A 23323-nucleotide genomic window follows, 5' to 3' on the forward strand; every position below is an offset into this window, starting at 1 on the left:
GGTTTTGTCTGCTTGTCGCTGACGCCGTGTCAGTGGATGCGCATTATAGGCACTTCTTTTTTTTTGGCAAGTGAAAAATTGCAATCACGATTCCGTTTGTTTTTTATTTGTTCAATACTCATATTGGTATATTTATAATATTTCCCCAGCAATTATTATAAACATAATAAAAAACAAAACTTTGCTATAAGTCACATTATTCAACATCCAAAAAATAAAAAAACTATTTTTTCTCTTTCAATAGCAATTTTATTTTAACGATTACCGCCAATTAAATATTTTGCTTTATCTTTAAATACCCATTTTATCAGATTAGCTATAATGATACTTATCGTTAATGTAGATATTAAAAAGCTAATTGCACCAAGTGAAGCTAATTGTCCGTCATCAGTTCTAATTACATCTGCTATTGGTGAATTAAATACTTGTTGTTCCAAAAGTAACACGATAATTTCATGAATAAAGTAAATTGGAAAACTTATATTGGCCATATATGAAAAAAACTTATATGTTCTTCCATGTTCATTCTTATGGTTTAAACCATCTAAAAAATAAAGCGCTAAAATAAATAAAATAATTTTTTGTAATGTATCATAATAAAGTTTTTCAACACCTAAATAGTCAACATAACGATAAGCAAATGGAATACAAAAACATAAACCAAAAAAGAAAATTACTAGCAATAGATTATCTTTAACTAATTGCATAATTTTTTCATAATTCTGTTTTATCATCATACCCGTTAAATAAACCGGTCCATAATGCAACAAATTTAATAACGGCCGGGTATAATCAGGTTTAGTGAACATAACTACCCAAAACATTGATATCAGACCAATAACAATCAAACTTTTTTGAGACCAGGAATATAGTAAAGGACTGATTGCAAAAATCATGATAATCATCGGCATAAACCACAATGGTAACAGTTGCGTGCCAGTCAACATCATCTTGACAATAGAACCAAGCGCACTCGGTTCAGTAGATGAAAAAAAAGGTAAGCTAGATAAAGACTGATAGTGAAAGTATAAAAAACAGAATATTGATACTGATATATATGGACATACAACTGTTTTGAATTTAGATAAATAATATTCCTTTACCTTATATTTGTATGTTAAATGTTGAAATAAAAAACCCGCAATTAAAACAAAAAAAGTGGTGAAGTTAAAAGCAAATAAATTCAAAAAAGAAAATAAATAACTATTAGCGATTAAATTACTATTTTTAAAAACACCTAAGCAATGGCTAAAGACGATCATAATGATAGCTACGCCACGTAATACATGGATAGAGTGGATTTTTTGAGGTTTGACTGTTGCCATTTTAACACACTAAATTTAACGAAGAAAATTTAGCATACATTAGCATAAAATCTGCTAATAAAAACTAGGATTATTATAGAAAAACAATAAAATATTTCTTGACAAAAGCTGGAGAGAATTACAAAAGATCTATATATAAAACTGATTTTAATTAATTATTTAATTTATTTTTAGCAAACGAACATAAAGGTATAATTTCACGCTTTTCTTGCTGTAATTTTTTAACGACAAGTTCAAGTAACTTGTCTGCAATACCATGCCCTCGATAAGCAGGATCAGTATATGTATGATTAATCGTTGCCTTATCATCACCAATTCGAGTAAATGTCATTTCAGCTATTTCTTGATTATTATCATTACAAACATAAAAACGGTCATCTTCTTGCTTATATTGTAATGTCATAAAAACCTCAAAATTTTATCGAAATTAATGAACCATGACTAGAAAATTATAGAAATTTATTAATAAAAAAATCTTTATAAGATCAATAGGGTGGATAATTGATATATCTATTTAAAACCTTAATCTTATCAATTATCCACATCTTATTTGATTATTAATAGAGCAATTTTTAGAATAAACGTTTTGCAGTATTATAAAGATCCATATCAAATGGTCTTTTCATATTATTAATCGCATCGATAATATCATGATGCACTAATTTACCATTTTGGATGCCTACACAACGTCCAGCATGACCATTAATAAGTAATTCAACAGCATAAGCCCCCATGCGCGAACCTAAAATTCGGTCATAAGGTACTGGTGAACCACCACGTTGTACATGTCCCAAAATCGTTGCTCGAGTTTCATGATGAACAGCAGCTTCAATATCCTTTGCCAATTGGTTTACATCACACATATTTTCAGTCACAGTAACTATCGCATGTTTTTTACCTTTAGCAAAACCTAATTTTATCTCTTCAATTAAGTCTTCTTTAGTATAAGAAACCTCAGGAATAATCATAAACTCACAACCACCAGCAACTGCCGCATTTAGTGTCAAATCTCCGCAATCACGGCCCATGATTTCAATCACAGAGATTCGATGATGTGAAGAACAAGTATCTCTTAATCTATCGATAGATTCTACAGCGGTGCCTAAAGCAGTAAAATAACCAATAGTATAGTCAGTTCCACGAATATCGTTATCAATGGTGCCAGGTAAACCAATACATGGAAAACCTTCTTCAGTTAAACGCATGGCCCCCATATAAGAACCATCACCGCCAATTACAACTAATGCATCGATTTGATGTTTCTTTAAATTAGCGATCGCTTTTTTTCTAACTTCTTGGTCTTTAAATTCAGGAAATCTAGCTGATCCTAAGAATGTACCGCCACGAGTGATAATATCGGAAACGCTAGAACGATCTAACTGAACGATTCGATCTTCACACAGACCTAAATAACCATCATAAATGCCAAAAACATCTAATCCTTCAGTTAATGCGGTTCTCACAACACCTCGAATAGCTGCATTCATCCCTGGCGCATCACCACCACTGGTTAAAATACCTATTTTTTTTATCATACAAAATAACTCCAATATATAAACCTTCGGCTATTATAAGGTCATAATAATTAACTAACAATAAAAGTTTAGAGGCTATTTTGATTAGTTTATCTACTTATTCATTTCTAAGGGGACAACAGAAACAGGATCTTGATGAATAATCACTGTTGCAGGCGCAAATTCTTGAGCAATATGTTTTTCAACTGCATCAGCGACAGCATGCGCTTTGATTAAAGGCATATCATCGTCTAATTCAAGATGCAATTGTATAAATTTTAATGGCCCAGCTTGTCGAGTTTTCAGATCATGAAAACCATGTACATTTGAGTATGAAGTAACAATTTGACTAATTTTTTGGTTATCACTTTCTGGTAAGGCTTTATCTAATAAGTCTTGAATTGCACTATAAGCTATTTGATAAGCATTATAAAAAATATATAGCGCAATAAAAAAGGCAAAACAGGCATCAGCATAAGTAATACCATACCAACTTAAAAAGAGAGCCACAATAACCGCAATATTCATAAACATATCAGAAGAATAGTGCAACATATCAGCTTCAATTGCTTTGCTTTTAGTCTGTTTTATTACATGTTTTTGGTATAAAACTAATACCCCTGTCACAATAACTGAAATCACAGAGACAGCAATACCTAATAAAGGTGAAGCTATTGCTTCTGGATGAATAATAGATTTAATACTTGAAAGTAATAAAATAGTTGCAGAACCAATAATAAAGGTGCTTTGTGCTAATGCAGCCAACGATTCGGCTTTTCCGTGACCAAAAGTATGATCATCATCAGCCGGTTTTAATGCATAACGAACTAAGAAAAAGTTAAGTCCAGATGCCAATAAATCAATACTCGAATCTAAAAGAGAGGCAAATAAACTCATCGAGCCAGTAAACCAGCACGTAAGTAATTTTATAATAATTAGGAAAACAGAAATTAAAACGGCACTTAATGTTGCCCTTTTAATTAACTTTTCGTACAAATGTGATTTTGACATTTGTTACCTATTTATTGGTAGGATGCGATCCCTTGTGGTAGAACCAGTTGCGCAGCAACTTGAGCTGCAGCTTTTTTATCTAATAGAATTTCAATAATTTTCAATGCAAAATCAATAGACGTTGCAGGACCTTGACTGGTAATGATTCTATTTTGTGCATCAAAATAAACTCTATCCGATTTCCAATGTTTAAAAGCATCTCTCGTTTCTGGATAACCGGTCATATATGCATCTGGAAATAAATTATGATGTTGCAGAACCATTGCCGGAGATGCACAAATAGCAGCAATTATATTGCCAGCTTGATGTGCTTGTTTTAATTTTTCAATTAATTGTTGGGAGTCGCGAAAGTTTTCCGCTCCTTTTAATCCACCAGGTAAAATAATCACATCAAAATCAAGATTACTAACTTCTGAAAATACCTTTTGGGCTAAGATAGTTACTCCACGAGAACATTTAATTTGTCTATCTTCGGTGATGCTAGCGTAAGTGACATTTATTCCGGCTCGAGTTAATAAGTCAATAGTTGTAACAGCTTCGGTTTCCTCACAGCCATTCGATAAAAATACTAATGCTTGCTTTGCCATATTACACTCCTTCTTATCTAATAGCTGTGTTTAAACAGCGTCAAAAATTAAAACTATTTTACTCGTTCGATATTAGCGCCCAATTTTCTAAGCTTCTCTTCAATATTATCATATCCACGATCAATATGGTAAATACGATCAACAACTGTCGAACCTTCAGCGATACATCCTGCTAAAACTAAACTTGCTGAAGCTCGTAAATCAGTCGCCATAACTTGAGTACCACTAAGTTTTTCGACACCATGAGTAATTAATGTATTACCTTCGATTTCGCCATGAGCCCCCATACGAATAAGCTCTGGTACATGCATAAAGCGATTTTCAAAAATCGTTTCTTTGATAATTCCAGTTCCTTCTGCCACCATGTTTAATAATGAAAATTGGGCTTGCATATCAGTTGGAAAACCTGGATGTGGTGCAGTATGAATATTTACAGCTTTTGCTCGTTTGCCTTGCATATCTAAACAGATCCAATCATCACCTGTTTCAATATTAGCACCAGCTTCCTTCAATTTTGATAGCACAGCATCTAATAAATTTGGATCAGTTTTACGACAAGTTATTTTACCTCTTGAAATAGCAGCTGCAACCAAAAATGTTCCTGTTTCAATACGATCAGAAACAACTTCGTGTACGCCACCACCCAGACTAGTGACACCTTCAATTTCAATACGCATAGTGCCAACACCGGTAATTTTAGCGCCCAGCATATTTAAGAATTTTGCGGTATCAACAATTTCAGGCTCACAAGCTGCATTTTCTATTATAGTTTTACCTTCGGCCAAGGTTGCTGCGCACATAATTGTTACTGTCGCCCCAACACTCACCTTATCCATAACAATATGAGCACCTTTCAAACGACCATTAACTGATGCTTTAACATATCCTTCATCTAACGTGATTGTCGCACCTAACTGTTGTAAACCTGTAATATGCAAATCTACAGGTCTTGCACCTATAGCACATCCGCCCGGTAATGAAACTTGCCCTTGTCCAAATCGAGCAACCAGTGGACCTAAAGCCCAAATTGATGCACGCATGGTTTTGACAAGTTCATAAGGTGCACAATAATTGTCAATTTGGCCAGCATCAAGATGAATAGAACCGTTACGTTGGTATTTCACGCCTAATTGCGCAAGCAATTCGAGTGTTGTATCGATATCTTTTAATTTGGGAACATTTTGCAACTCAACTGGCTTTTCAGCCAAAATTGCAGCAAATAAAATAGGTAGCGCAGCATTTTTAGCGCCAGAAATGACAACTTCCCCATTTAAAGAAGTAGGGCCAGTAACGTGAAACTTTTCCATTGTTAACTCTTATTCATTTTAAATGGCCGTTATTATAGAAGTTATTTATCAATAGATAAATGAATTTTACCAAAATATAATCACTAATTTATCTTCACTAAAGCAACTCAACACGATTTCAATTATTTGATATATCTCTTTTATTTATCCTAAATTTTATTTAATAAATTAGATTAAAATTATTGTTAATCGGAGATTGACTCACTTCACATCGGCATTTATAGTGAGATTGATATTTTTGAAAAGATCAATTAATTAAAAAATAAAATAATCTTAACTGCTTTATTTAATAAAAAGAGATAAATATGTTTGACTCAATCGCTAAAGCTGGAAAATATTTAGGTCAAGCCGCCAAACTAATGGTTGGAATTCCCGATTACGATACGTATGTACAACATATGAAACTAACTCATCCAGAACAAACTCCTATGACTTATGAAGAGTTTTTTAAAGAACGACAAGATGCTCGTTATAGCGGCAAAGGTGGCTTTAAGTGTTGTTAAATAGAAAGGAATAGTTTATGACACAAGATATTAGTACTTCCTTATTACCAGTCACCTTATTAACTGGATTTCTCGGTTCAGGAAAAACAACACTCATCAATTACCTGCTTGAAAATAATCACAATGAAAAAATAATGATTATTGAAAATGAATTTGGTCCAGTAAATCTTGATAGCAATTTACTTACACCGAATCAGGATATTCAAATTGTTGAAATGACCAATGGTTGCATTTGTTGCACTGTACAAGGTGAACTGACCAAAACTCTCCATCAATTGCACGCAGAAAGACAAGCTGGAAAATTGCAATTTGATAGACTTATTATCGAAACCACAGGGCTTGCCGACCCGGCACCTATTATTCAAACTTTTTTTATTGATGAGCTAATTAGAGAAACAATTAGACTTGATGCAATTATTACGATTGTTGATTCTCAACATATTTTGCAACATTTAAATGAACATCGAGTTGCTGTTTCTCAAATTGGTTTTGCCGATCGTATTATTTTATCTAAAACCGACTGCATCACCGAACAACAACAAATTGAAATTCTAAATCGCATTCAGAAAATTAATAGTAAAGCAACTATCTATCAAGCGATTAATGGTAAAATTGCAAAATCACAATGGTTAGATATCCATGCTTTTGATTTAGATGAGGAATTAGTTCTTAATAAAGGTTTTTTTATTGTTAATCCGTCCAAACAGTTAGAAACTAATTTTAAAATAATTCCATATCAAACCTCATCCTGGAATGATGATATCTGTTCCTATCTTTTTGAAGCTGGAGAACTTGATCTTAAAAAGATTGGCTCATTTATGGAAAATCTAGTTGATAAATACGGTAATGATATGCTGCGCTATAAAGGGATACTTGCAATTAAAGACAATAACCAAAGGCTCATTGTTCAAGGAGTCCATAAAATTGTCGGTTTTGATTACGGTTCTCCATGGCAACAAGCTTCCGAAAAAATATCTCGCTTAGTTGTGATTAGTCGAACTTTACCATTTGATGAATTAAATAAGGAATTTTTACAGACGGTAGCAAATTAACTGATCACAATTAATTAAAATCGACTAAAAAACCCCTTTCCTCAAAATTTTTTAGTAAAATCGACTAAATCTTCGATTTTACTATTAACTGCCTTTTTATCGAATATGGTAAAATGGTCAGCTTTCAACCAAATAAAACAGATAACACAAGAATATGGATTACGATATTGCCATCATTGGACTTGGACCTGCCGGTAGCACGCTCGCTCGGTTACTTAGCTCATCTTTTAAGATCATTGCATTAGATAAAAAACATCAAGCTGGTGATGAAGGTTTTCAAAAACCATGTGGTGGCTTATTGGCTAATGATGCACAAAAAGCGTTTGTAAGACAAAAGCTAAATTTACCATTGGATATATTAACTGATCCGCAAATTTTCAGCGTAAAAACCATCGATCTGCAAACGAAACTGATCCGTAATTATCAACGCAGTTATGTCAGTTTTGATCGACATAAATTCGACCTATGGTTAAAGTCGCTTATACCAAATAGTGTCAATGTGTTACATGATACGCTATGCAAAGAAATCAGAAGAGTCATTGATGGATATCAAGTCACTTATATTGATGAAAATAAAATTGAACATAAGATTACCGCTAGATATGTAGTTGGCGCTGATGGCGCAAATTCAGTTGTTCGACGTATGCGCTATCCTAATCATTCTATTAGACAATATGTTGCTATCCAACAATGGTTTACAGACAACCATAAAATTCCTTTTTATTCTTGTATTTTTGATAATAAAACCACAAATTGTTATGCGTGGAGCATTTCCAAAAATAAACATTTCATTTTTGGTGGAGCCTTCCCTAAAAAGACAGCCAATCAACATTTCGAGTTATTAAAAGAAAAATTAGCTCAACAAGGTTTTATTTTTGGCGAACCTTTAAAAACCGAAAAGTGTCTTGTTGTTTACCCAAATCGATTCCGAGATTTTTATACTGGTAATGAAAATATATTTTTAATTGGTGAAGCAGCTGGTTTTATTAGTGCTAGCTCGCTAGAAGGTATCAGTTATGCACTTGATAGCGCTGAAATTCTTAGCAAAATATTAAATAGTGGCGTAGCAAAACCTAATAAACATTATTATCAAAAAACAATGCCTTTACGCTTTAAACTATATAGCAAAATTATTAAAGCAAAAATTCTTACTACGCCAATATGGCGAAAGTTAATAATGAAAAGTAAAATTCAGCATATAAAAACAATTTAGTTAATACCAAATTAGCAAATGTTTCTAACAATGAAATATAACAAGGAATAGACATTATGTTTGATGTTAGCGATCTTATTCGCTTTAATCACGAATGGTCAGAAAAAATAGAACAAGAAGATCCTGATTTTTTTAAACAGCTTGCCGTTGCTCAGAACCCAAAATTTTTATGGATTGGCTGTTCTGATAGTCGAGTGCCCGCTGAAAAATTGATTAAATTAAAACCCGGAGAATTATTTGTTCACCGTAATGTTGGTAATTTGGTTATCCATACCGATCTTAACTGTTTATCTGTCGTGCAATATGCCGTTGATGTACTTGAGATAGAAGATATTATCATTTGTGGACACTTAGGTTGTGGTGGAATTAAAGCTGCAGTCGAAAACCCCGATCTAGGTCTAATTAACAATTGGTTATTACATATTCGCGACTTATGGTTCCGTTATAGTTCTTTAATCGGTGAGTTTCCTGCCGATATTCGTTTAGATATTTTATGTGAGCTTAATGTTATTGAACAAGTTTATAATCTAGGACATTCAACCGTTATTCAATCCGCATGGCAAAGAGGCAAAAAAGTTAATTTACATGGTTGGGTTTATGGGATTGATAATGGCAAGATTACTGACTTACATATTACATCATCAAGTAGTGAAAACCTTGAAATCAATTATCGAGAAGCAATTTCTTATCTATTAAATTTGCATAAATCACAATAATTTTACTTAAATCGATGGATAATTTGATTACTGCTGCCTCGCCATAATAGTTTGGGATCAGCCAGTTCTTGCACAAATTTTCCATCAATCAAAACATCTATATAGGGAACTACAGCTTGTTGAGCATCGGTTAATTCATCAAGCTTATAGCCTGTCCATAACCAAATATCTTTATTATCACACTCATTTTTTACTCGTTTGACCAGTTTTAAAATGGCAGGGACATTTTGTGGGTGCAAAGGATCACCACCAGAAAGCGATAATCCTTGGCGTTTTATTTCAGTATCTTGTAAATCTTTAATAATTTGATCTTCAAGTGATTGTGTAAATGGCTTACCAGAGTTTATTCCCCATGTGCTTTTGTTATAACAGCCAGGACATTGATGTATACAGCCTGCAACAAAAAGTGCACAACGAGTCCCTTCACCATTAACCACATCAACAGGATAATAACGATGATAATTCATAATGATAAAATAATTTATTAGCCTATTTGCCCATTATCTAAATGTTTAACTCGGCGTTTGACTTCTTCTTGTTTACCTGCATTAAATGGACGAGCATCGGGACTGCCTAAATATCCACAAACACGACGAGTAACAGAAACTTTAGCTGAATCATGATTACCACAGCTAGGACAAACAAAACCTTTGCTAGTACATGAAAATTCACCGGTATAACCACATTCATAACATTCATCAATTGGCGTATTGGTACCATAATAAGGTACACGCGTATAGCTGTAGTCCCACACATCTTCTAATGCTTTAACATTATTAATCATGTTAGGGTATTCGCCGTAACAGATGAAACCACCGCTTGCTATTGCTGGATAAGGTTTTTCAAATTCGATTTTTTCATATGGGTTCACTTTTTTCTCAACATCAAGGTGGAAACTATTAGTATAATAACCTTTATCTGTTACTCCAGGAATAATACCAAATTCAGAAGTATCTAAACGGCAGAATCGGTCGCATAAGTTTTCACTCGGTGTACTATATAAGCTAAATCCATAACCAGTCTCTTTTTTCCATTGTTCAACCGCTTTAGCTAAATGTTCAACGATTGCTACACCTTTATTACGTAAGGTTTCACTATCGAATGGATGAGTTTGGTTACCATAAAGTGCATTTAAAGTTTCATGCAGACCAATATAACCTAAAGAGATTGATGCACGGCCATTTTTAAAGATTTCAGAAACATTATCATCTTCTTTTAAGCGAACACCACAAGCACCTTCCATATATAAAATCGGAGCAACACGAGCTTTGACACCATCGAGACGAGCAATACGAGTCATCAATGCCTTTTTACAAAGTGCTAAACGTTTGTCTAAAATTTCCCAGAAACGAGCTTCATCACCTTTAGCTTCAATAGCGATACGAGGTAAGTTAAGACTAATGACACCTAAATTATTCCGACCATCATGAATTTGTTGACCATCTTCTTCATAAACACCTAAAAAGCTACGGCATCCCATTGGCGTTTTAAATGATCCAGTTACTTCAACAACTTTATCGTAGTTTAAAATATCTGGATACATACGTTTACTTGCACACTCTAACGCTAACTGTTTAATATCATAATTAGCATCACCTTGTTTGTGATTAATACCATCTTTAATGGCAAACACTAATTTAGGGAATACCGCCGTTTTATGATTTTTACCTAACCCTTTTATGCGCACTTTTAAAATTGATTCTTGAATTAACCTTGATTCCCAGCTTGTTCCTAAACCAAACCCAAATGTAACAAATGGAGTTTGTCCATTAGCAGTATGCAAAGTATTTACTTCATATTCTAAAGATTGAAATGCATCATAACACTCTTTTTGGGTACGACTTTCTGCATAAGCCTCTGGATTTGGGATATTCCATTCTTCAGCAACTTGCTTATGTTTTTGATAACTAATAGTGACAAATTTTGCTAAAATTTCATCAATACGATTAATGGTGGTACCACCATAAATATGACTAGCAACTTGCGCAATAATTTGAGCCGTTACTGCTGTTGCTGTGGCAATAGATTTTGGCGGTTCAATTTCAGCATTACCCATTTTAAAACCATTAGTTAACATGCCATCTAAATCAATTAACATACAGTTAAACATTGGGAAAAATGGAGCATAATCAAGGTCATGATAATGTATTTCACCACTATCATGCGCGCGCGAAATATCCTTTGGTAATAAATATTGTTTCGCATAATGCCGAGCAACAATACCTGCTAATAAATCGCGTTGAGTAGGAATGACTTTACTATCTTTATTCGCATTTTCGTTCAAAATAGCGACATTACTTTGTTCTATTAGCCCACGAATATCTTGATTTAAACGGCTACGTTCTTCACGAGCACGATCACGATCATGTCGATATTCAATATAGGTTCTCGCTAATTTTTTATAAGGGCCTGACATTAGTTGATTTTCAACAACATTTTGAATTTCATTAATATCGACACTTTCACGATCCATCATTTGATTAGTCACTACGCGAGCCACCGCTGCACAATAATCTGGATCATTAACATTAGCCGCAACAGCTGCTCTTATAATAGCATCCTTAATACGAGTCTCATTAAATGCAGTCTGACAACCATCACGTTTGATTACTACGGGCATATATACTCCTCAATATTCATTAATAGTTAGCGCTTAGCATGAGTTTTTATCGACCTTAATAGTTAATGTACTTATTCAAAACTATTGATTTTTTATTAAAATATGAGGCTTTTGGATATAAACTCGGATTTTCACATCGCTTTAGAAAACACTATATGTAGTAAATATGTTTGAATTATACGCCATATATTGTGTTTTTCTAGTTTTTTAAAAAAATAATTTACTTGACAAAGCAAACGCCAATAATCACAAGTCTTCCGGTGAATAGCATTAAAAAAATTTGGATAAATAGGATATAAAAGGTGAATAAATTTTGTTAGAGTGCAAATTAATTTTGCACTCTTATATAAGAAAAAGTATAGATATTTATCAAAATTAAGATTCAATATTTAACCAATCAGTATGGAACACACCCTCTTTATCGATTCGTTTATAAGTGTGCGCACCAAAATAATCTCGTTGGGCTTGAATCAAATTTGCGGGTAACACTGCTGAACGATAACTGTCATAATATGCGATTGCAGCCGACAGTGTAGGAACAGCAATACCTTGCGAAACAGCTAAACAAATTACATCACGCAATGATTGTTGATAGACTTCAACGGTTTTAGAAAAATATGGTGCTAAAAGTAAATTATCAATATTATTATTTTCACTATAAGCATCAGTAATTTTTTGTAAAAATTGTGCGCGAATAATACAACCTGCTCTAAAAATCTTAGCGATTTCACCATAATTTAGTTGCCAATTATAATGTTCTGATGCAGCTTTTAATTGAGCAAACCCTTGTGCATAAGAGATAATTTTCCCCATATAAAGCGCTTTACGAACTTTTTCAATTAATACTTGCTTATCTCCTATAAATACCTCTTTACTAGGGCCTTTTAGTACTTTTGAAGCAGCAACACGTTGATCCTTAATCGCTGAAATATAACGTGCAAATACCGATTCAGTAATTAAAGATAATGGTTCGCCTAAATCTAATGCACTTTGGCTTGTCCATTTGCCAGTACCTTTATTACCTGCTGCATCCAGAATCTTATCAACCAAATAATCGCCATTTTCATCTTTATATTTAAAAATATCTGCGGTAATTTCGGTTAAATAACTATCTAACTCGCCTTTATTCCAATCAGAAAAAACGTCAGAAAGTTCATCATTAGTTAATCCACCTACATGTTTTAATACACTATAGCTTTCAGCGATTAATTGCATATCACCATATTCAATGCCGTTGTGAGCCATTTTGACATAATGTCCGGCTCCATCAGGGCCTATATAAGCTACACAAGGTTCCCCATTTGCTTTTGCAGCAATTTTTTCTAAAATTGGCGCAACAAGTTCATAAGCTTCTTTTTGACCGCCAGGCATAATTGATGGCCCTTTTAATGCGCCTTCTTCTCCACCAGAGACTCCTGTCCCAATAAAATTAAAGCCTTCATCGGATAACATTTTATTACGACGAATTGTATCCTCAAAATAAGCATTACCACCATCAATAATAATATCACCTTTATCTAACAAGGGTCTGAGTTCATCAATGACAGCATCAGTACCTTTACCTGCTTGCACCATAATTAGGATACGGCGAGGTTTTTCCAAAGAATTAACAAAATCTTCAATACTATAATAAGGAACCAATCGTTTATCAGAATGTTCAGCTATAACCTCTTCTGTTTTATCTCTAGAGCGATTGTAAATTGATACTGAAAATCCACGACTTTCAATATTCAGTGCTAGGTTTCGCCCCATAACGGCCATTCCGATGACACCGATTTGTTGTTTAGACATAATTTGGCTCCTCTACTTTACTTGATTTAATCTTTATAACCTTACAAGATTTGATATTACTGCGCTAACACAATTATTTAGTCGCAATTAGATTACATTCTGCCATAAAAAAAGCCGTATCAATACTTAATACGGCTTTTTTTCATAACTTTAATTAAATTGCTTTAAACAAAGCAAATTATGAGCGTTTCATCATTTCAAAAAACTCGTCATTAGTTTTAGTCATGGCAAGTTTGTCGATTAAGAATTCCATTGCGTCAATTTCGCCCATTGGATTGAGAATTTTACGTAAAATCCACATTTTTTGTAATTCGTCAGGAGAAGTCATTAAATCTTCTTTACGAGTACCTGAACGGTTAAAGTCAATAGCAGGAAATACGCGACGTTCAGCAATTTTACGCGATAAATGTACTTCCATATTACCAGTACCTTTAAACTCTTCGTAAATAACTTCATCCATTTTAGAACCGGTATCAATTAGAGCCGTCGCTATAATGGTTAAACTACCACCTTCTTCCACATTACGAGCAGCGCCAAAAAAGCGCTTAGGACGATGTAAGGCATTAGCATCAACACCACCTGTTAATACTTTGCCTGATGATGGGATAACAGTATTGTATGCACGCGCTAAACGAGTAATTGAATCCAATAAAATAATGACATCTTTTTTGTGCTCGACCAAACGTTTTGCACGTTCAATTACCATTTCGGCGACTTGAACATGTCTTGCCGCTGGTTCATCAAACGTAGAAGCCACGACTTCACCTTTAACTAGGCGTTGCATTTCAGTCACTTCTTCTGGTCGCTCATCGATCATCAATACGACTAATTCACACTCAGGGTGATTAACCGCTAAACTTTGAGCAATGTTTTGTAGTAACATGGTTTTACCCGCTTTAGGTGGCGCAACAATCAAACCACGTTGACCTTTACCAATTGGAGAGGCTAAATCAAGTACTCTTGCGGTAATATCTTCGGTTGAGCCATTGCCACGTTCCATACGTAAGCGAGAATTTGGATGTAGAGGAGTTAAGTTTTCAAAAAGGATCTTATTGCGAGCATCTTCAGGTTTATCGTGGTTAACTTCATTTACTTTTAATAAAGCAAAATAACGCTCGCCTTCTTTTGGCGGTCTAATTTTACCAGCTATAGTATCGCCAGTTCTTAAATTAAAGCGCCTAATTTGACTTGGTGAAACATATATATCATCAGGCCCTGCTAAATAAGAACTATCAGCAGAACGTAAAAAGCCAAAACCATCTTGCAAAATCTCTAGAACACCGTCGCCAAAAATATCTTCACCACTTTTAGCGTGCTGTTTTAAGATTGCAAAGATAATATCTTGTTTTCTAAGACGGGCAAGATTTTCAAGCCCCATTTTTTTCTCACCAAGCGCTACAAGCTCGGCAACAGATGTGTTTTTTAATTCAGTTAAATTCATAGTTTTAAAAATTCTTGAGGATAAAATTGATATGTTTGCAATTACTGCTTTTGTTGTATATTTCTTTCATTTACTTATAAAAATTTCTCTTTCTAGCAATGTATAAAATTAATTATTACTTAGCTTTTGATGATAATTACGCGATTGGATATTGAATTTCACCACTTTATCAAGAAAAACAATGGATTGCTGAAAGGGGTTTCTGTAAGAATTTTAGCAATTTACACTAAAATTATAAGGCTGTCTATATTTTTAATTATATTTTATGGAAATAAAAATAATAAGCGCCATTATAAACGCTTATTATTTATATTTATTGAACAAATTAAAGTTGTGGATCGATAAATGCTTTAAGTTGTGCTTTTGATAATGCACCCACTTGAGTAGCTACTACTTCACCATTTTTAAAAATTAATAATGTTGGAATACCACGAATACCAAATTTTGGCGCTATATTTGGATTTTGTTCTACGTTTAATTTAGCAATAATAATTTTATCACCATACTCTTGAGCGATTTCCTCTAAAATAGGGGCAACCATTTTACAAGGTCCACACCATTCAGCCCAAAAATCAACTAATACAGGTTTTGTTGATTCGTTAATTGTATTATCAAATGTAGCTTCAGAAAGTGAAACAATGCTATGACTCATTTAATTATCTCCTAAGGAATTTATCTGAAATTATATTAGGATATTTTCATATCTACTGCTAGTAATTATTATAATAGGATATAATTATTAGTGAAGTTGTTATATTTAGTATGTTACAATTAACAAATTCTGATAATTATACTTTAAACAATAATGATTCAATCATATCTTACAAAAACAACTTTCAATCAATTTTCCCTGCATCCATTAATTATAAAAGCATTGGAGAAAAAAGGTTTCGTTTACTGTACCCCAATTCAAGAACAAACATTACCATTAACCTCAAAAGGAATTGACATTGCAGGACAAGGACAAACTGGTACGGGTAAAACGATTGCGTTTTTGGCTTCAACATTTAATCATTTATTGAATAATGATCCATTAGCCGATCATAAGCCGAATCAGCCACGAGCTATCATTATTGCGCCAACACGTGAATTAGTGGTACAAATTTATCATGATGCACAAACACTTTCAGAACAAACTGGCTTCAAATTAGGCTTAGCTTATGGAGGTGATGGTTATGATAAACAATTAAAAATGTTGTCTGCTGGTGTTGATATATTAATTGCTACCACTGGTCGACTAATTGATTATGCAAAACAAGATTATATTAACTTAGAGGCAATTCAGGTTGCCGTTCTTGATGAAGCAGATCGTATGTTTGATTTAGGTTTTATCCGTGATATTCGTTGGATATTTAAACATATGACATCGCCTAAAAAACGCCTCACTATGTTATTTTCAGCAACGTTAACCCATAATGTTCGTGAACTTGCTTTTGAATATATGAATGAACCACAATATATTGAAGTTGAACCTGAACAAAAAATTGGTCATAGAATTAAAGAAGAACTATTTTTCCCATCAAATGAGGATAAATTAGCTTTACTACAAACGTTAATTGAAGAAGAATGGCCAGATCGCTGTATTGTATTTGCAAATACTAAAGTTGCTTGTGAAAAAATTTGGCGCCATTTAGTGGCTGACGGTCATCGTGTCGGCTTATTGACGGGAGATATAGCACAAAAAAAACGTTTATCTATTCTTGATAAATTCACTCAAGGTGATCTTGATATATTAGTCGCAACGGATGTTGCTGCACGAGGTTTACATATTCCAAATGTAACTCACGTTTTTAATTATGATCTGCCTGATGATTGTGATGATTATCGACATCGAATTGGTCGTACTGGCCGTGCTGGTGCTGAAGGTTATTCAATTTCATTAGCTTGTGAGCGTTACTCTCAAAACCTACCAGCTATTGAAAAAGCGATTGATCACGCTATTCCGGTTAGTCAATATGATCCTCAAGCATTACTCACCGATCTACCGACACCAAGACCTTTCAAAAGAACAACTCGTAGAAAGCCATCATAACAAGGTAGCTGCTATCTGCTTAAATAAGAGTTAATTCATTACCATCATTAAGTTAATAACTTTAATGATGGTATTGAACTTATAAGATAAACAGACAACTAATCAATATGTTGCTTAGTTTGCAAAAACTCCTGATAAGCTAATTTTATTTCTTTTTTTAATTCTTGAGATAATAATGCCATATGTTGGCCAGATAATGCGCCATATAACCCAAATAAAATATTAAGCGAAAGTTTCGGATTCTTATGCTTAATTCGGTAATAAGTTTCCAAATAACCTATTCTTTTAAAGCTCTGAATATCAGTAATATCAACACTTATCATTAGTTTTTCTAAGGATACCGTCATATTCGGTAACGCTTTTAAACGATTTTGTGTTTTTGCTAATTTTTCGTTTTGATCTTGTTTAGCATACTCAATAACTATTTTCACAATATCATGTAACTTCTTACGATCTGTCAACAGATCGTCACCAACTTTATAATAATCAAGTAATTTATTTGAACCATCAAAAACTAAATTAAGAGGCTTCATCCCTAGATCAATAAAAAGAGATCGATAATTAGGATGAGCTCTTAAATAAAAATTTTTTTGATCAACCCACCCAAACATAGTTGACTCACTATTAAGACTAAATCCGCCAAAAAACGATCTTATCGAAACGTCTTTAAAACCAGAAAACTCTTGTTTTATTTTTTCCGCTAATTTTCTACGCATAATAAGTTCCTTTTTAACTTACTCGTTTAAGTAATTTTAGTGGGAGTGTTTTTATGTTAAACTATAGCAATTTCTTTGATATTTAAATGATTATTTGATATAAATTGATAAATATGGGATCTGCCTTCCATAAATGAACATTAATAATATTTATACTTGATTAATTATATTTTTTTGTTCTAAAAAATTATGACTTTTTTAATCGTTTAAATTTGCAGCATCTCTTAATATTTCTTTAAAAAAGAAAAGCTGTTTTTACATTGTTATTATGTTGTAATAATTATACAATCAATAATAGTTAATTTAATGGTAGATATTTTTGTCAAGATGAATCAACATGTTTAAAAACGTTTTTATATTACTGTTTTTGTTTCTTGCATCAACCGCATCAGCCGACAAATTAGCTCTGATAGAAGCATTAACATCTTGTAATCCTGATTTTTTTAAACATGTATATGATTACAAAGATGAGCTAAAAAATCACACTAACGTTGAAACTTTTAATCAGAACCAAGCCTATATTCCGGTTGAAAACCGTAGTGATCCGACAAAAAACTTCATCTATTTTCAAAGCCCTATCGCATATAAAAATCTTAAGCTTATTGGTTACTATGATAGTGCTATGGATTTAAAAAAAATGGGGAAATATTATTTTTGGGGTTTCATTATTGAAAATGATATCAACCAAATCCGCGATAGCTTAGATTTTTTAGAATGGAAAAATATGGAAGATAACCTACTCTATATCGCTAATCCAAAAATTCGAAGTATTAATGATGATATTCAAGTTTGGCATAAAAATACCGGCTCTGTTGTTGGTGTAAAAACAATTCCCGCACCAAATACAACTGAAAAATTATTATTAATTGAAAAAGGTGAGAATATGCATCTTTTGATTTGTTCAATTCAAGGCGTTGTTACTAATAATCTACTTAAGCAAGAACGCCCTGATATTTATGCAAATAAAGTTATTAAATAGCCGATTCATCCATCTCGCCAGTACGAATACGAATCACCTGTTCTACGTTATAAACGAATATTTTACCATCACCAATTTTACCTGTTTGCGCTGTTTTCATGATAGTTTCAATACAGGTTTCTAAAATATCATCAGGTACAACAAGTTCTATTTTTACTTTAGGTAAAAAATCAACCATATATTCTGCACCACGATAAAGTTCAGTATGTCCTTTTTGACGGCCAAAACCTTTCACTTCAGTCACTGTCATACCTGTAATACCTTGATCAGCGAGTGCTTCTCGAATATCATCTAATTTAAAAGGTTTGATGATTGCCTCAATTTTTTTCATATCTCTTTACCCTTAATTCGAGATTACCAATTCTTAAATCCAAAAGCAGAAGTAATTGGATAGCGTCTGCCTTTACCAAAGTTACGAGCAGTAATTTTTGGACCTACTGCTGATTGTCGTCTTTTATATTCATTAATATCAACTAATCTAATAACACGTCTTATTGTCTCTTCATCATAACCTTGTGCAACTAGTTGTTCAATCGAAAAATCCTTTTCAACATAACCCTTTAATATTCCATCTAAAATATCATAAGGTGGTAAGCTGTCTTCATCTTTTTGATCTGGAGCAAGCTCAGCTGATGGAGGACGAGTAATCACACGTTCTGGAATAACATAAGAGCGACTATTTCGATATTTAGACAATGCAAATACCATAGTTTTAGGTACATCTTTAAGTACATCAAAACCACCCGCCATATCACCATAAAGTGTTGCATATCCGACAGACATTTCACTTTTATTACCTGTTGTTAATACGAGCCTACGACGTTTATTTGACAAAGCCATTAAAATAACACCCCGACAACGTGCTTGTAAGTTTTCTTCGGTAGTATCTTTTGCAGTACCTAAAAACATCGGTGTTAAAGAGGTCATGAAGGCATCAAACATCGGTTCAATTGAAATAATATCAAACTCAACCCCCAATATTTCCGCCTCTTCCTTTGCATCAGCGATACTAATATCAGCCGTATAACGAAATGGCATCATAACAGCCTGTACTTTATCTTTACCCAACGCATCAACCGCAATAGCTAAAGTTAACGCTGAATCAATGCCACCTGATAACCCTAATACCGCACCTTGGAAACCATTTTTAGTAATATAATCACGCGTTGCAAGTACTAACGCATCATAAACAGCCGCTAATGGATCGTCTTTAAGGCTAGGTATTGGTTTATAATTATCATTGAGCAGAAAAATAGAAATTTGCTCTTCAAACGAATTTAATCGATGGACGATATCACCCTTTTCGTTACAGACAAATGAACTACCATCAAAAACAAGCTCATCTTGACCACCAATTTGATTCACATACACAATTGGTAATGCGGTTCTTACTGCATGTTGTTTAATAAGTTCTTGACGATACTGCGGTTTTTCATAAGCATACGGTGAAGCATTAATCGAAATAACCAAGTCGGCACTGTTTGCTGCAATTCGATCAATCGGTTCACATTGCCAAAGATCTTCACAGATTAATAAGCCAACTTTTTTACCTTTAAAATCAACCACACAAGTTTGCTCACCAGCAGCAAAATAGCGTTTTTCATCAAATACATCATAATTAGGTAATTGCTGTTTGTGATAACACGCTAATTGTTGTCCATCGAAAAATAGTGACAATGAGTTATAAACCAAACCATCTTGCCAATGAGGATGACCAACAATTACTCCACATTGTCGACTAGCTTGTTTGATGGCCGATAGCGCTTGTTGGCAACGATTTTTAAAGTCATCACGATAAATTAGATCTTCTGGAGGATAACCACAAATTGCAAGTTCAGAGAAAATAATAAGATCATGAGATGAATGGCGTTGCATCAATTCAATGATTTGCTGAGTATTACCTTCAATATCACCTACACGCCAATTTTTTTGTGCTAATACGAAAGATAAGGACATATAAATTCAACATTACAGATAAAAATTGGCAGTAAGTTTAAATGATTCTAAGTTGCGCTGCCACTTTTTTATCGTTAACATGCAATATTAAATTGGCATAAACTTGTTGGGAAATAATTATGCAAAAGATCCTAAATGTAGCATTAGAAAATCGCAGTTACCCTATTACTATTGGCGAAAACTTACTTAGTCAATTCGAACATTTCAAACTACACAGCGGCCAGCGAGTACTTATTGCCACAAATGACACAATTGCTCCGCTTTATCTACAGCATTTGATAGATATGTTTGAAGCTCATGGGATAAAAACAGATTTTGTTATAGTCCCTGATGGTGAACAATATAAAACCATGGAAACATGGAATCAAATTCTAACCGCTCTACTTGCCAACAATCATACTCGAAATAGCATCCTTATAGCGTTAGGTGGAGGTGTTATTGGTGATGTCGCTGGTTTTGCTGCTTCTGCTTATCAACGAGGAATTAAATTTATACAAGTACCAACAACATTATTATCACAAGTAGATTCCTCCGTTGGAGGAAAAACAGCTATTAATCATCCTCTTGGTAAAAATATGATTGGTGCATTTTATCAACCACAAGCTGTTGTCATTGATATTAATTGTCTTAAAACTCTGCCACCACGAGAGCTTTCAGCCGGTTTGGCCGAAGTAATTAAATATGGCATCATTATGGATTCTGAGTTTTTTAATTGGTTAGAAACACATATCGATGATCTACTTAATTTAGATGTAGATGCCTTGAGTTATTGTATTTATCACTGCTGTAAACTAAAAGCACAAGTCGTTGCTGCCGATGAAACAGAACAAGACATGCGCGCTATTTTGAATCTTGGTCATACTTATGGTCATGCTATTGAAGCGGAACTTGGTTATGGTAATTGGTTACATGGTGAAGCAGTTAGTGTTGGTATGTTAATGGCTGCACAAACAGCTAAATTGCTTGGTAAGTTGACAGATAAAGATATTCAACGAATAAAAAATCTTTTAATTAAAGCTAAACTACCAGTTAAAAGACCGGAACAAATGACAATTGAATCCTATATTCCACATATGCTACGAGATAAAAAAGTTCTGTCAGGACAAATTAGATTGGTCTTACCAACTAAAATAGGTGCAGTTGAAGTCATTGATGTTGTAGATAAACAATTGATATTAGAAGCAATCTCATCTATTTAAATTCTTCTTTTTTACATAACCTGCCATATTCAATATACGGATGCATACAATTCTCTCACCGCATCCGTATATATTTATTTACATTCATGCAAGTTTAATTATGAATTTTTGTAAACATTAATTTACATGCCATCAATTAATCTAACAATATGTTAATTTTTTATTTACTATTCCGTAATTTTGTGTTTACATATTGCCTGTTTATGTAATTAATATTTTACATATAAAAATATGAATGATTTTAACAAGGAAAACCAAATGTTAAAAGACACACTAAATAATGTTCGAATCAGAGATGAGCATATGTTAATCACACCAGAAGAAATAAAAAAACTTTATCCATTATCATCTGAATTAGAAAATCAAATTGCTTCATCCCGACAAACCATTGTTGATATTTTAGAACGTCGAGATCACCGATTACTTATAGTTTGTGGTCCTTGTTCTATTCATGATCCTGATGCAGCTATTGAATATGCACATAAACTAAAAAAACTTTCTGATGAAGTGAAAGATAACTTATTTATTGTTATGCGAGTTTATTTTGAAAAACCAAGAACTACTGTTGGTTGGAAAGGTATGATTAATGACCCGCATATGGATAGCTCGTTTGATATTGAACATGGCTTAAAAAAAGCACGTAAATTGTTACTTGATATCACTAAGATTGGATTACCAATTGCAACAGAAGCATTAGATCCAAACACACCGCAATACATTGGTGATTTAATTAGCTGGTCAGCTATTGGAGCGAGAACAACTGAATCACAAACCCATCGAGAAATGGCTTCTGGACTATCAATGCCTGTTGGTTTCAAAAATGGTACAGATGGAAGTTTAGACGTAGCAATTAATGCAATGAAATCAGCTTCAATGGCGCATCGATTTGTTGGTATTAATCAAAAAGGGCAAGTTACAGTATTACAAACTTTAGGTAATCCGCACGGTCACGTGATTCTAAGAGGCGGAAAAACACCTAATTATGATGCTGAAAATGTTGCTTTATGTGAACAGCAAATGGATAAGGCTAAATTAGTCCCTAACTTAATGATAGATTGTAGTCATGCTAATTCCAACAAAGATTACCGCAATCAACCTATCGTTGCAGACTCGATTATTGAGCAAATTAAGCAAGGCAATAACTCAATTATTGGAGTAATGATAGAGAGTAATTTATTTGAAGGTAATCAATCATCTGAACAACCAAAAGAAAATTTCAAATATGGAGTATCCGTTACTGATGCTTGTATTAACTTTGAAACGACTGAGCAATTATTGCGAAGAATGGATAGTGATTTAGCTAAACCACTACTTAGTCGACAAAAGCAGACTATCTAAATTTAGCCTATTTTCTATAACAG

Annotated in this window: 22 protein-coding genes; 8 read left to right on the forward strand and 14 right to left on the reverse strand. The window is 33.5% G+C overall.

Annotation, left to right across the window (positions count from 1 at the left end; translation table 11 throughout):
* Window positions 1-254: 254 nt before the first annotated feature.
* The 6 genes from H3T80_RS10230 to murA all read right to left on the reverse strand — a co-directional run bounded on the left by H3T80_RS10230 (window position 255) and on the right by murA (window position 5744).
* Window positions 255-1325, reverse strand: coding sequence for an acyltransferase (locus H3T80_RS10230; RefSeq protein WP_198201618.1), 1071 nt, complete (start codon window positions 1323-1325; stop codon window positions 255-257).
* 151 nt (window positions 1326-1476) lie between these two features.
* Entirely contained in the window at window positions 1477-1728 is a 252-nt protein-coding gene (locus H3T80_RS10235) for a GNAT family N-acetyltransferase (RefSeq protein WP_110447043.1), read from the reverse strand.
* Window positions 1729-1897: 169 nt separating this feature from the next.
* The gene (pfkA, locus tag H3T80_RS10240) at window positions 1898-2860 is read right to left on the reverse strand and encodes a 6-phosphofructokinase (RefSeq protein WP_110447042.1); all 963 of its coding nucleotides are present in this window, start codon (window positions 2858-2860) and stop codon (window positions 1898-1900) included.
* A 93-nt stretch (window positions 2861-2953) separates the two neighbouring features.
* On the reverse strand, window positions 2954-3850 hold the full coding sequence (locus tag H3T80_RS10245; protein ID WP_198201619.1) for a cation diffusion facilitator family transporter: 897 nt from the start codon (window positions 3848-3850) through the stop codon (window positions 2954-2956).
* Between the two features lie 11 nt (window positions 3851-3861).
* Entirely contained in the window at window positions 3862-4437 is a 576-nt protein-coding gene (locus tag H3T80_RS10250; RefSeq protein ID WP_198201620.1) for a DJ-1 family glyoxalase III, read from the reverse strand.
* Window positions 4438-4490: 53 nt separating this feature from the next.
* A complete protein-coding gene (gene murA / locus H3T80_RS10255; protein WP_086364376.1) occupies window positions 4491-5744 on the reverse strand; it encodes a UDP-N-acetylglucosamine 1-carboxyvinyltransferase in 1254 nt (417 codons plus the stop codon).
* 305 nt (window positions 5745-6049) lie between these two features.
* Here murA and H3T80_RS10260 point away from each other — a divergent pair, with 305 nt between their 5' ends.
* The 4 genes from H3T80_RS10260 to can all read left to right on the forward strand — a co-directional run bounded on the left by H3T80_RS10260 (window position 6050) and on the right by can (window position 9228).
* On the forward strand, window positions 6050-6247 hold the full coding sequence (locus tag H3T80_RS10260) for a YbdD/YjiX family protein (protein WP_034883017.1): 198 nt from the start codon (window positions 6050-6052) through the stop codon (window positions 6245-6247).
* 17 nt (window positions 6248-6264) lie between these two features.
* Window positions 6265-7299 carry a GTP-binding protein gene (locus tag H3T80_RS10265; RefSeq protein WP_198201621.1) on the forward strand — a complete coding sequence of 345 codons (1035 nt, stop codon included), beginning with the start codon at window positions 6265-6267 and terminating at the stop codon, window positions 7297-7299.
* A gap of 154 nt (window positions 7300-7453) precedes the next feature.
* Complete coding sequence (locus H3T80_RS10270) at window positions 7454-8512, forward strand: FAD-binding protein (RefSeq protein WP_198201622.1); 1059 nt, start codon at window positions 7454-7456, stop codon at window positions 8510-8512.
* A 56-nt stretch (window positions 8513-8568) separates the two neighbouring features.
* The gene (gene can / locus H3T80_RS10275) at window positions 8569-9228 is read left to right on the forward strand and encodes a carbonate dehydratase (RefSeq protein WP_086321232.1); all 660 of its coding nucleotides are present in this window, start codon (window positions 8569-8571) and stop codon (window positions 9226-9228) included.
* A 2-nt stretch (window positions 9229-9230) separates the two neighbouring features.
* On the opposite strand, the gene nrdG is transcribed toward can, so the two are convergent.
* The 5 genes from nrdG to trxA form a co-directional block, all read right to left on the reverse strand.
* Window positions 9231-9695, reverse strand: coding sequence for an anaerobic ribonucleoside-triphosphate reductase-activating protein (nrdG, locus tag H3T80_RS10280; protein WP_086359305.1), 465 nt, complete (start codon window positions 9693-9695; stop codon window positions 9231-9233).
* Window positions 9696-9712: 17 nt separating this feature from the next.
* Window positions 9713-11848: an anaerobic ribonucleoside-triphosphate reductase gene (gene nrdD / locus H3T80_RS10285; protein WP_198201623.1), complete on the reverse strand. Its 2136-nt coding sequence runs from the start codon at window positions 11846-11848 to the stop codon at window positions 9713-9715.
* Window positions 11849-12223: 375 nt separating this feature from the next.
* The gene (gene gndA, locus H3T80_RS10290) at window positions 12224-13639 is read right to left on the reverse strand and encodes an NADP-dependent phosphogluconate dehydrogenase (RefSeq protein WP_198201624.1); all 1416 of its coding nucleotides are present in this window, start codon (window positions 13637-13639) and stop codon (window positions 12224-12226) included.
* Window positions 13640-13817: 178 nt separating this feature from the next.
* Window positions 13818-15080, reverse strand: a complete 1263-nt coding sequence (gene rho / locus H3T80_RS10295; RefSeq protein ID WP_065577819.1) for a transcription termination factor Rho — start codon at window positions 15078-15080, stop codon at window positions 13818-13820.
* Between the two features lie 325 nt (window positions 15081-15405).
* On the reverse strand, window positions 15406-15732 hold the full coding sequence (gene trxA / locus H3T80_RS10300) for a thioredoxin TrxA (RefSeq protein ID WP_198201625.1): 327 nt from the start codon (window positions 15730-15732) through the stop codon (window positions 15406-15408).
* A 153-nt stretch (window positions 15733-15885) separates the two neighbouring features.
* On the opposite strand from trxA, the gene rhlB reads away from it, so the two are divergent.
* Window positions 15886-17112: an ATP-dependent RNA helicase RhlB gene (gene rhlB / locus H3T80_RS10305; protein WP_110447034.1), complete on the forward strand. Its 1227-nt coding sequence runs from the start codon at window positions 15886-15888 to the stop codon at window positions 17110-17112.
* A gap of 98 nt (window positions 17113-17210) precedes the next feature.
* Here rhlB and H3T80_RS10310 read toward each other — a convergent pair whose 3' ends face one another.
* Complete coding sequence (locus H3T80_RS10310; protein ID WP_198201626.1) at window positions 17211-17828, reverse strand: TfoX/Sxy family DNA transformation protein; 618 nt, start codon at window positions 17826-17828, stop codon at window positions 17211-17213.
* Between the two features lie 337 nt (window positions 17829-18165).
* On the opposite strand from H3T80_RS10310, the gene H3T80_RS10315 reads away from it, so the two are divergent.
* Window positions 18166-18807 carry a hypothetical protein gene (locus tag H3T80_RS10315; protein ID WP_198201627.1) on the forward strand — a complete coding sequence of 214 codons (642 nt, stop codon included), beginning with the start codon at window positions 18166-18168 and terminating at the stop codon, window positions 18805-18807.
* Here the strand turns inward: H3T80_RS10315 and glnB are convergent.
* Both glnB and H3T80_RS10325 read right to left on the reverse strand, forming a co-directional pair.
* The gene (gene glnB / locus H3T80_RS10320) at window positions 18800-19138 is read right to left on the reverse strand and encodes a nitrogen regulatory protein P-II (RefSeq protein WP_065577823.1); all 339 of its coding nucleotides are present in this window, start codon (window positions 19136-19138) and stop codon (window positions 18800-18802) included. The genes H3T80_RS10315 and glnB overlap by 8 nt on opposite strands.
* A gap of 23 nt (window positions 19139-19161) precedes the next feature.
* Window positions 19162-20769 carry an NAD+ synthase gene (locus H3T80_RS10325; RefSeq protein WP_367274797.1) on the reverse strand — a complete coding sequence of 536 codons (1608 nt, stop codon included), beginning with the start codon at window positions 20767-20769 and terminating at the stop codon, window positions 19162-19164.
* Between the two features lie 113 nt (window positions 20770-20882).
* On the opposite strand from H3T80_RS10325, the gene aroB reads away from it, so the two are divergent.
* Both aroB and H3T80_RS10335 read left to right on the forward strand, forming a co-directional pair.
* Complete coding sequence (aroB, locus tag H3T80_RS10330) at window positions 20883-21962, forward strand: 3-dehydroquinate synthase (RefSeq protein ID WP_110447030.1); 1080 nt, start codon at window positions 20883-20885, stop codon at window positions 21960-21962.
* A gap of 258 nt (window positions 21963-22220) precedes the next feature.
* Window positions 22221-23300: a 3-deoxy-7-phosphoheptulonate synthase gene (locus tag H3T80_RS10335; RefSeq protein ID WP_110447029.1), complete on the forward strand. Its 1080-nt coding sequence runs from the start codon at window positions 22221-22223 to the stop codon at window positions 23298-23300.
* Window positions 23301-23323: the final 23 nt, after the last annotated feature.

Origin of the sequence: Gilliamella sp. W8145, from assembly GCF_016101145.1 — a bacterium.
GTDB lineage: Bacteria > Pseudomonadota > Gammaproteobacteria > Enterobacterales > Orbaceae > Gilliamella > Gilliamella apis_A.

What these genes read in the sequence shown, in the direction of transcription:
- H3T80_RS10310 (WP_198201626.1), bottom strand. Translation starts at nt 17,828, where the DNA reads ATGCGTAGAAAATTAGCGGAAAAAATAAAACAAGAGTTTTCTGGTTTT.
- H3T80_RS10260 (WP_034883017.1), top strand. Translation starts at nt 6,050, where the DNA reads ATGTTTGACTCAATCGCTAAAGCTGGAAAATATTTAGGTCAAGCCGCC.
- H3T80_RS10250 (WP_198201620.1), bottom strand. Translation starts at nt 4,437, where the DNA reads ATGGCAAAGCAAGCATTAGTATTTTTATCGAATGGCTGTGAGGAAACC.
- nrdG (WP_086359305.1), bottom strand. Translation starts at nt 9,695, where the DNA reads ATGAATTATCATCGTTATTATCCTGTTGATGTGGTTAATGGTGAAGGG.
- rho (WP_065577819.1), bottom strand. Translation starts at nt 15,080, where the DNA reads ATGAATTTAACTGAATTAAAAAACACATCTGTTGCCGAGCTTGTAGCG.
- gndA (WP_198201624.1), bottom strand. Translation starts at nt 13,639, where the DNA reads ATGTCTAAACAACAAATCGGTGTCATCGGAATGGCCGTTATGGGGCGA.
- rhlB (WP_110447034.1), top strand. Translation starts at nt 15,886, where the DNA reads ATGATTCAATCATATCTTACAAAAACAACTTTCAATCAATTTTCCCTG.
- H3T80_RS10245 (WP_198201619.1), bottom strand. Translation starts at nt 3,850, where the DNA reads ATGTCAAAATCACATTTGTACGAAAAGTTAATTAAAAGGGCAACATTA.
- H3T80_RS10230 (WP_198201618.1), bottom strand. Translation starts at nt 1,325, where the DNA reads ATGGCAACAGTCAAACCTCAAAAAATCCACTCTATCCATGTATTACGT.
- H3T80_RS10315 (WP_198201627.1), top strand. Translation starts at nt 18,166, where the DNA reads ATGTTTAAAAACGTTTTTATATTACTGTTTTTGTTTCTTGCATCAACC.
- pfkA (WP_110447042.1), bottom strand. Translation starts at nt 2,860, where the DNA reads ATGATAAAAAAAATAGGTATTTTAACCAGTGGTGGTGATGCGCCAGGG.
- trxA (WP_198201625.1), bottom strand. Translation starts at nt 15,732, where the DNA reads ATGAGTCATAGCATTGTTTCACTTTCTGAAGCTACATTTGATAATACA.
- nrdD (WP_198201623.1), bottom strand. Translation starts at nt 11,848, where the DNA reads ATGCCCGTAGTAATCAAACGTGATGGTTGTCAGACTGCATTTAATGAG.
- glnB (WP_065577823.1), bottom strand. Translation starts at nt 19,138, where the DNA reads ATGAAAAAAATTGAGGCAATCATCAAACCTTTTAAATTAGATGATATT.
- H3T80_RS10265 (WP_198201621.1), top strand. Translation starts at nt 6,265, where the DNA reads ATGACACAAGATATTAGTACTTCCTTATTACCAGTCACCTTATTAACT.
- H3T80_RS10235 (WP_110447043.1), bottom strand. Translation starts at nt 1,728, where the DNA reads ATGACATTACAATATAAGCAAGAAGATGACCGTTTTTATGTTTGTAAT.
- aroB (WP_110447030.1), top strand. Translation starts at nt 20,883, where the DNA reads ATGCAAAAGATCCTAAATGTAGCATTAGAAAATCGCAGTTACCCTATT.
- H3T80_RS10335 (WP_110447029.1), top strand. Translation starts at nt 22,221, where the DNA reads ATGTTAAAAGACACACTAAATAATGTTCGAATCAGAGATGAGCATATG.
- H3T80_RS10270 (WP_198201622.1), top strand. Translation starts at nt 7,454, where the DNA reads ATGGATTACGATATTGCCATCATTGGACTTGGACCTGCCGGTAGCACG.
- murA (WP_086364376.1), bottom strand. Translation starts at nt 5,744, where the DNA reads ATGGAAAAGTTTCACGTTACTGGCCCTACTTCTTTAAATGGGGAAGTT.
- can (WP_086321232.1), top strand. Translation starts at nt 8,569, where the DNA reads ATGTTTGATGTTAGCGATCTTATTCGCTTTAATCACGAATGGTCAGAA.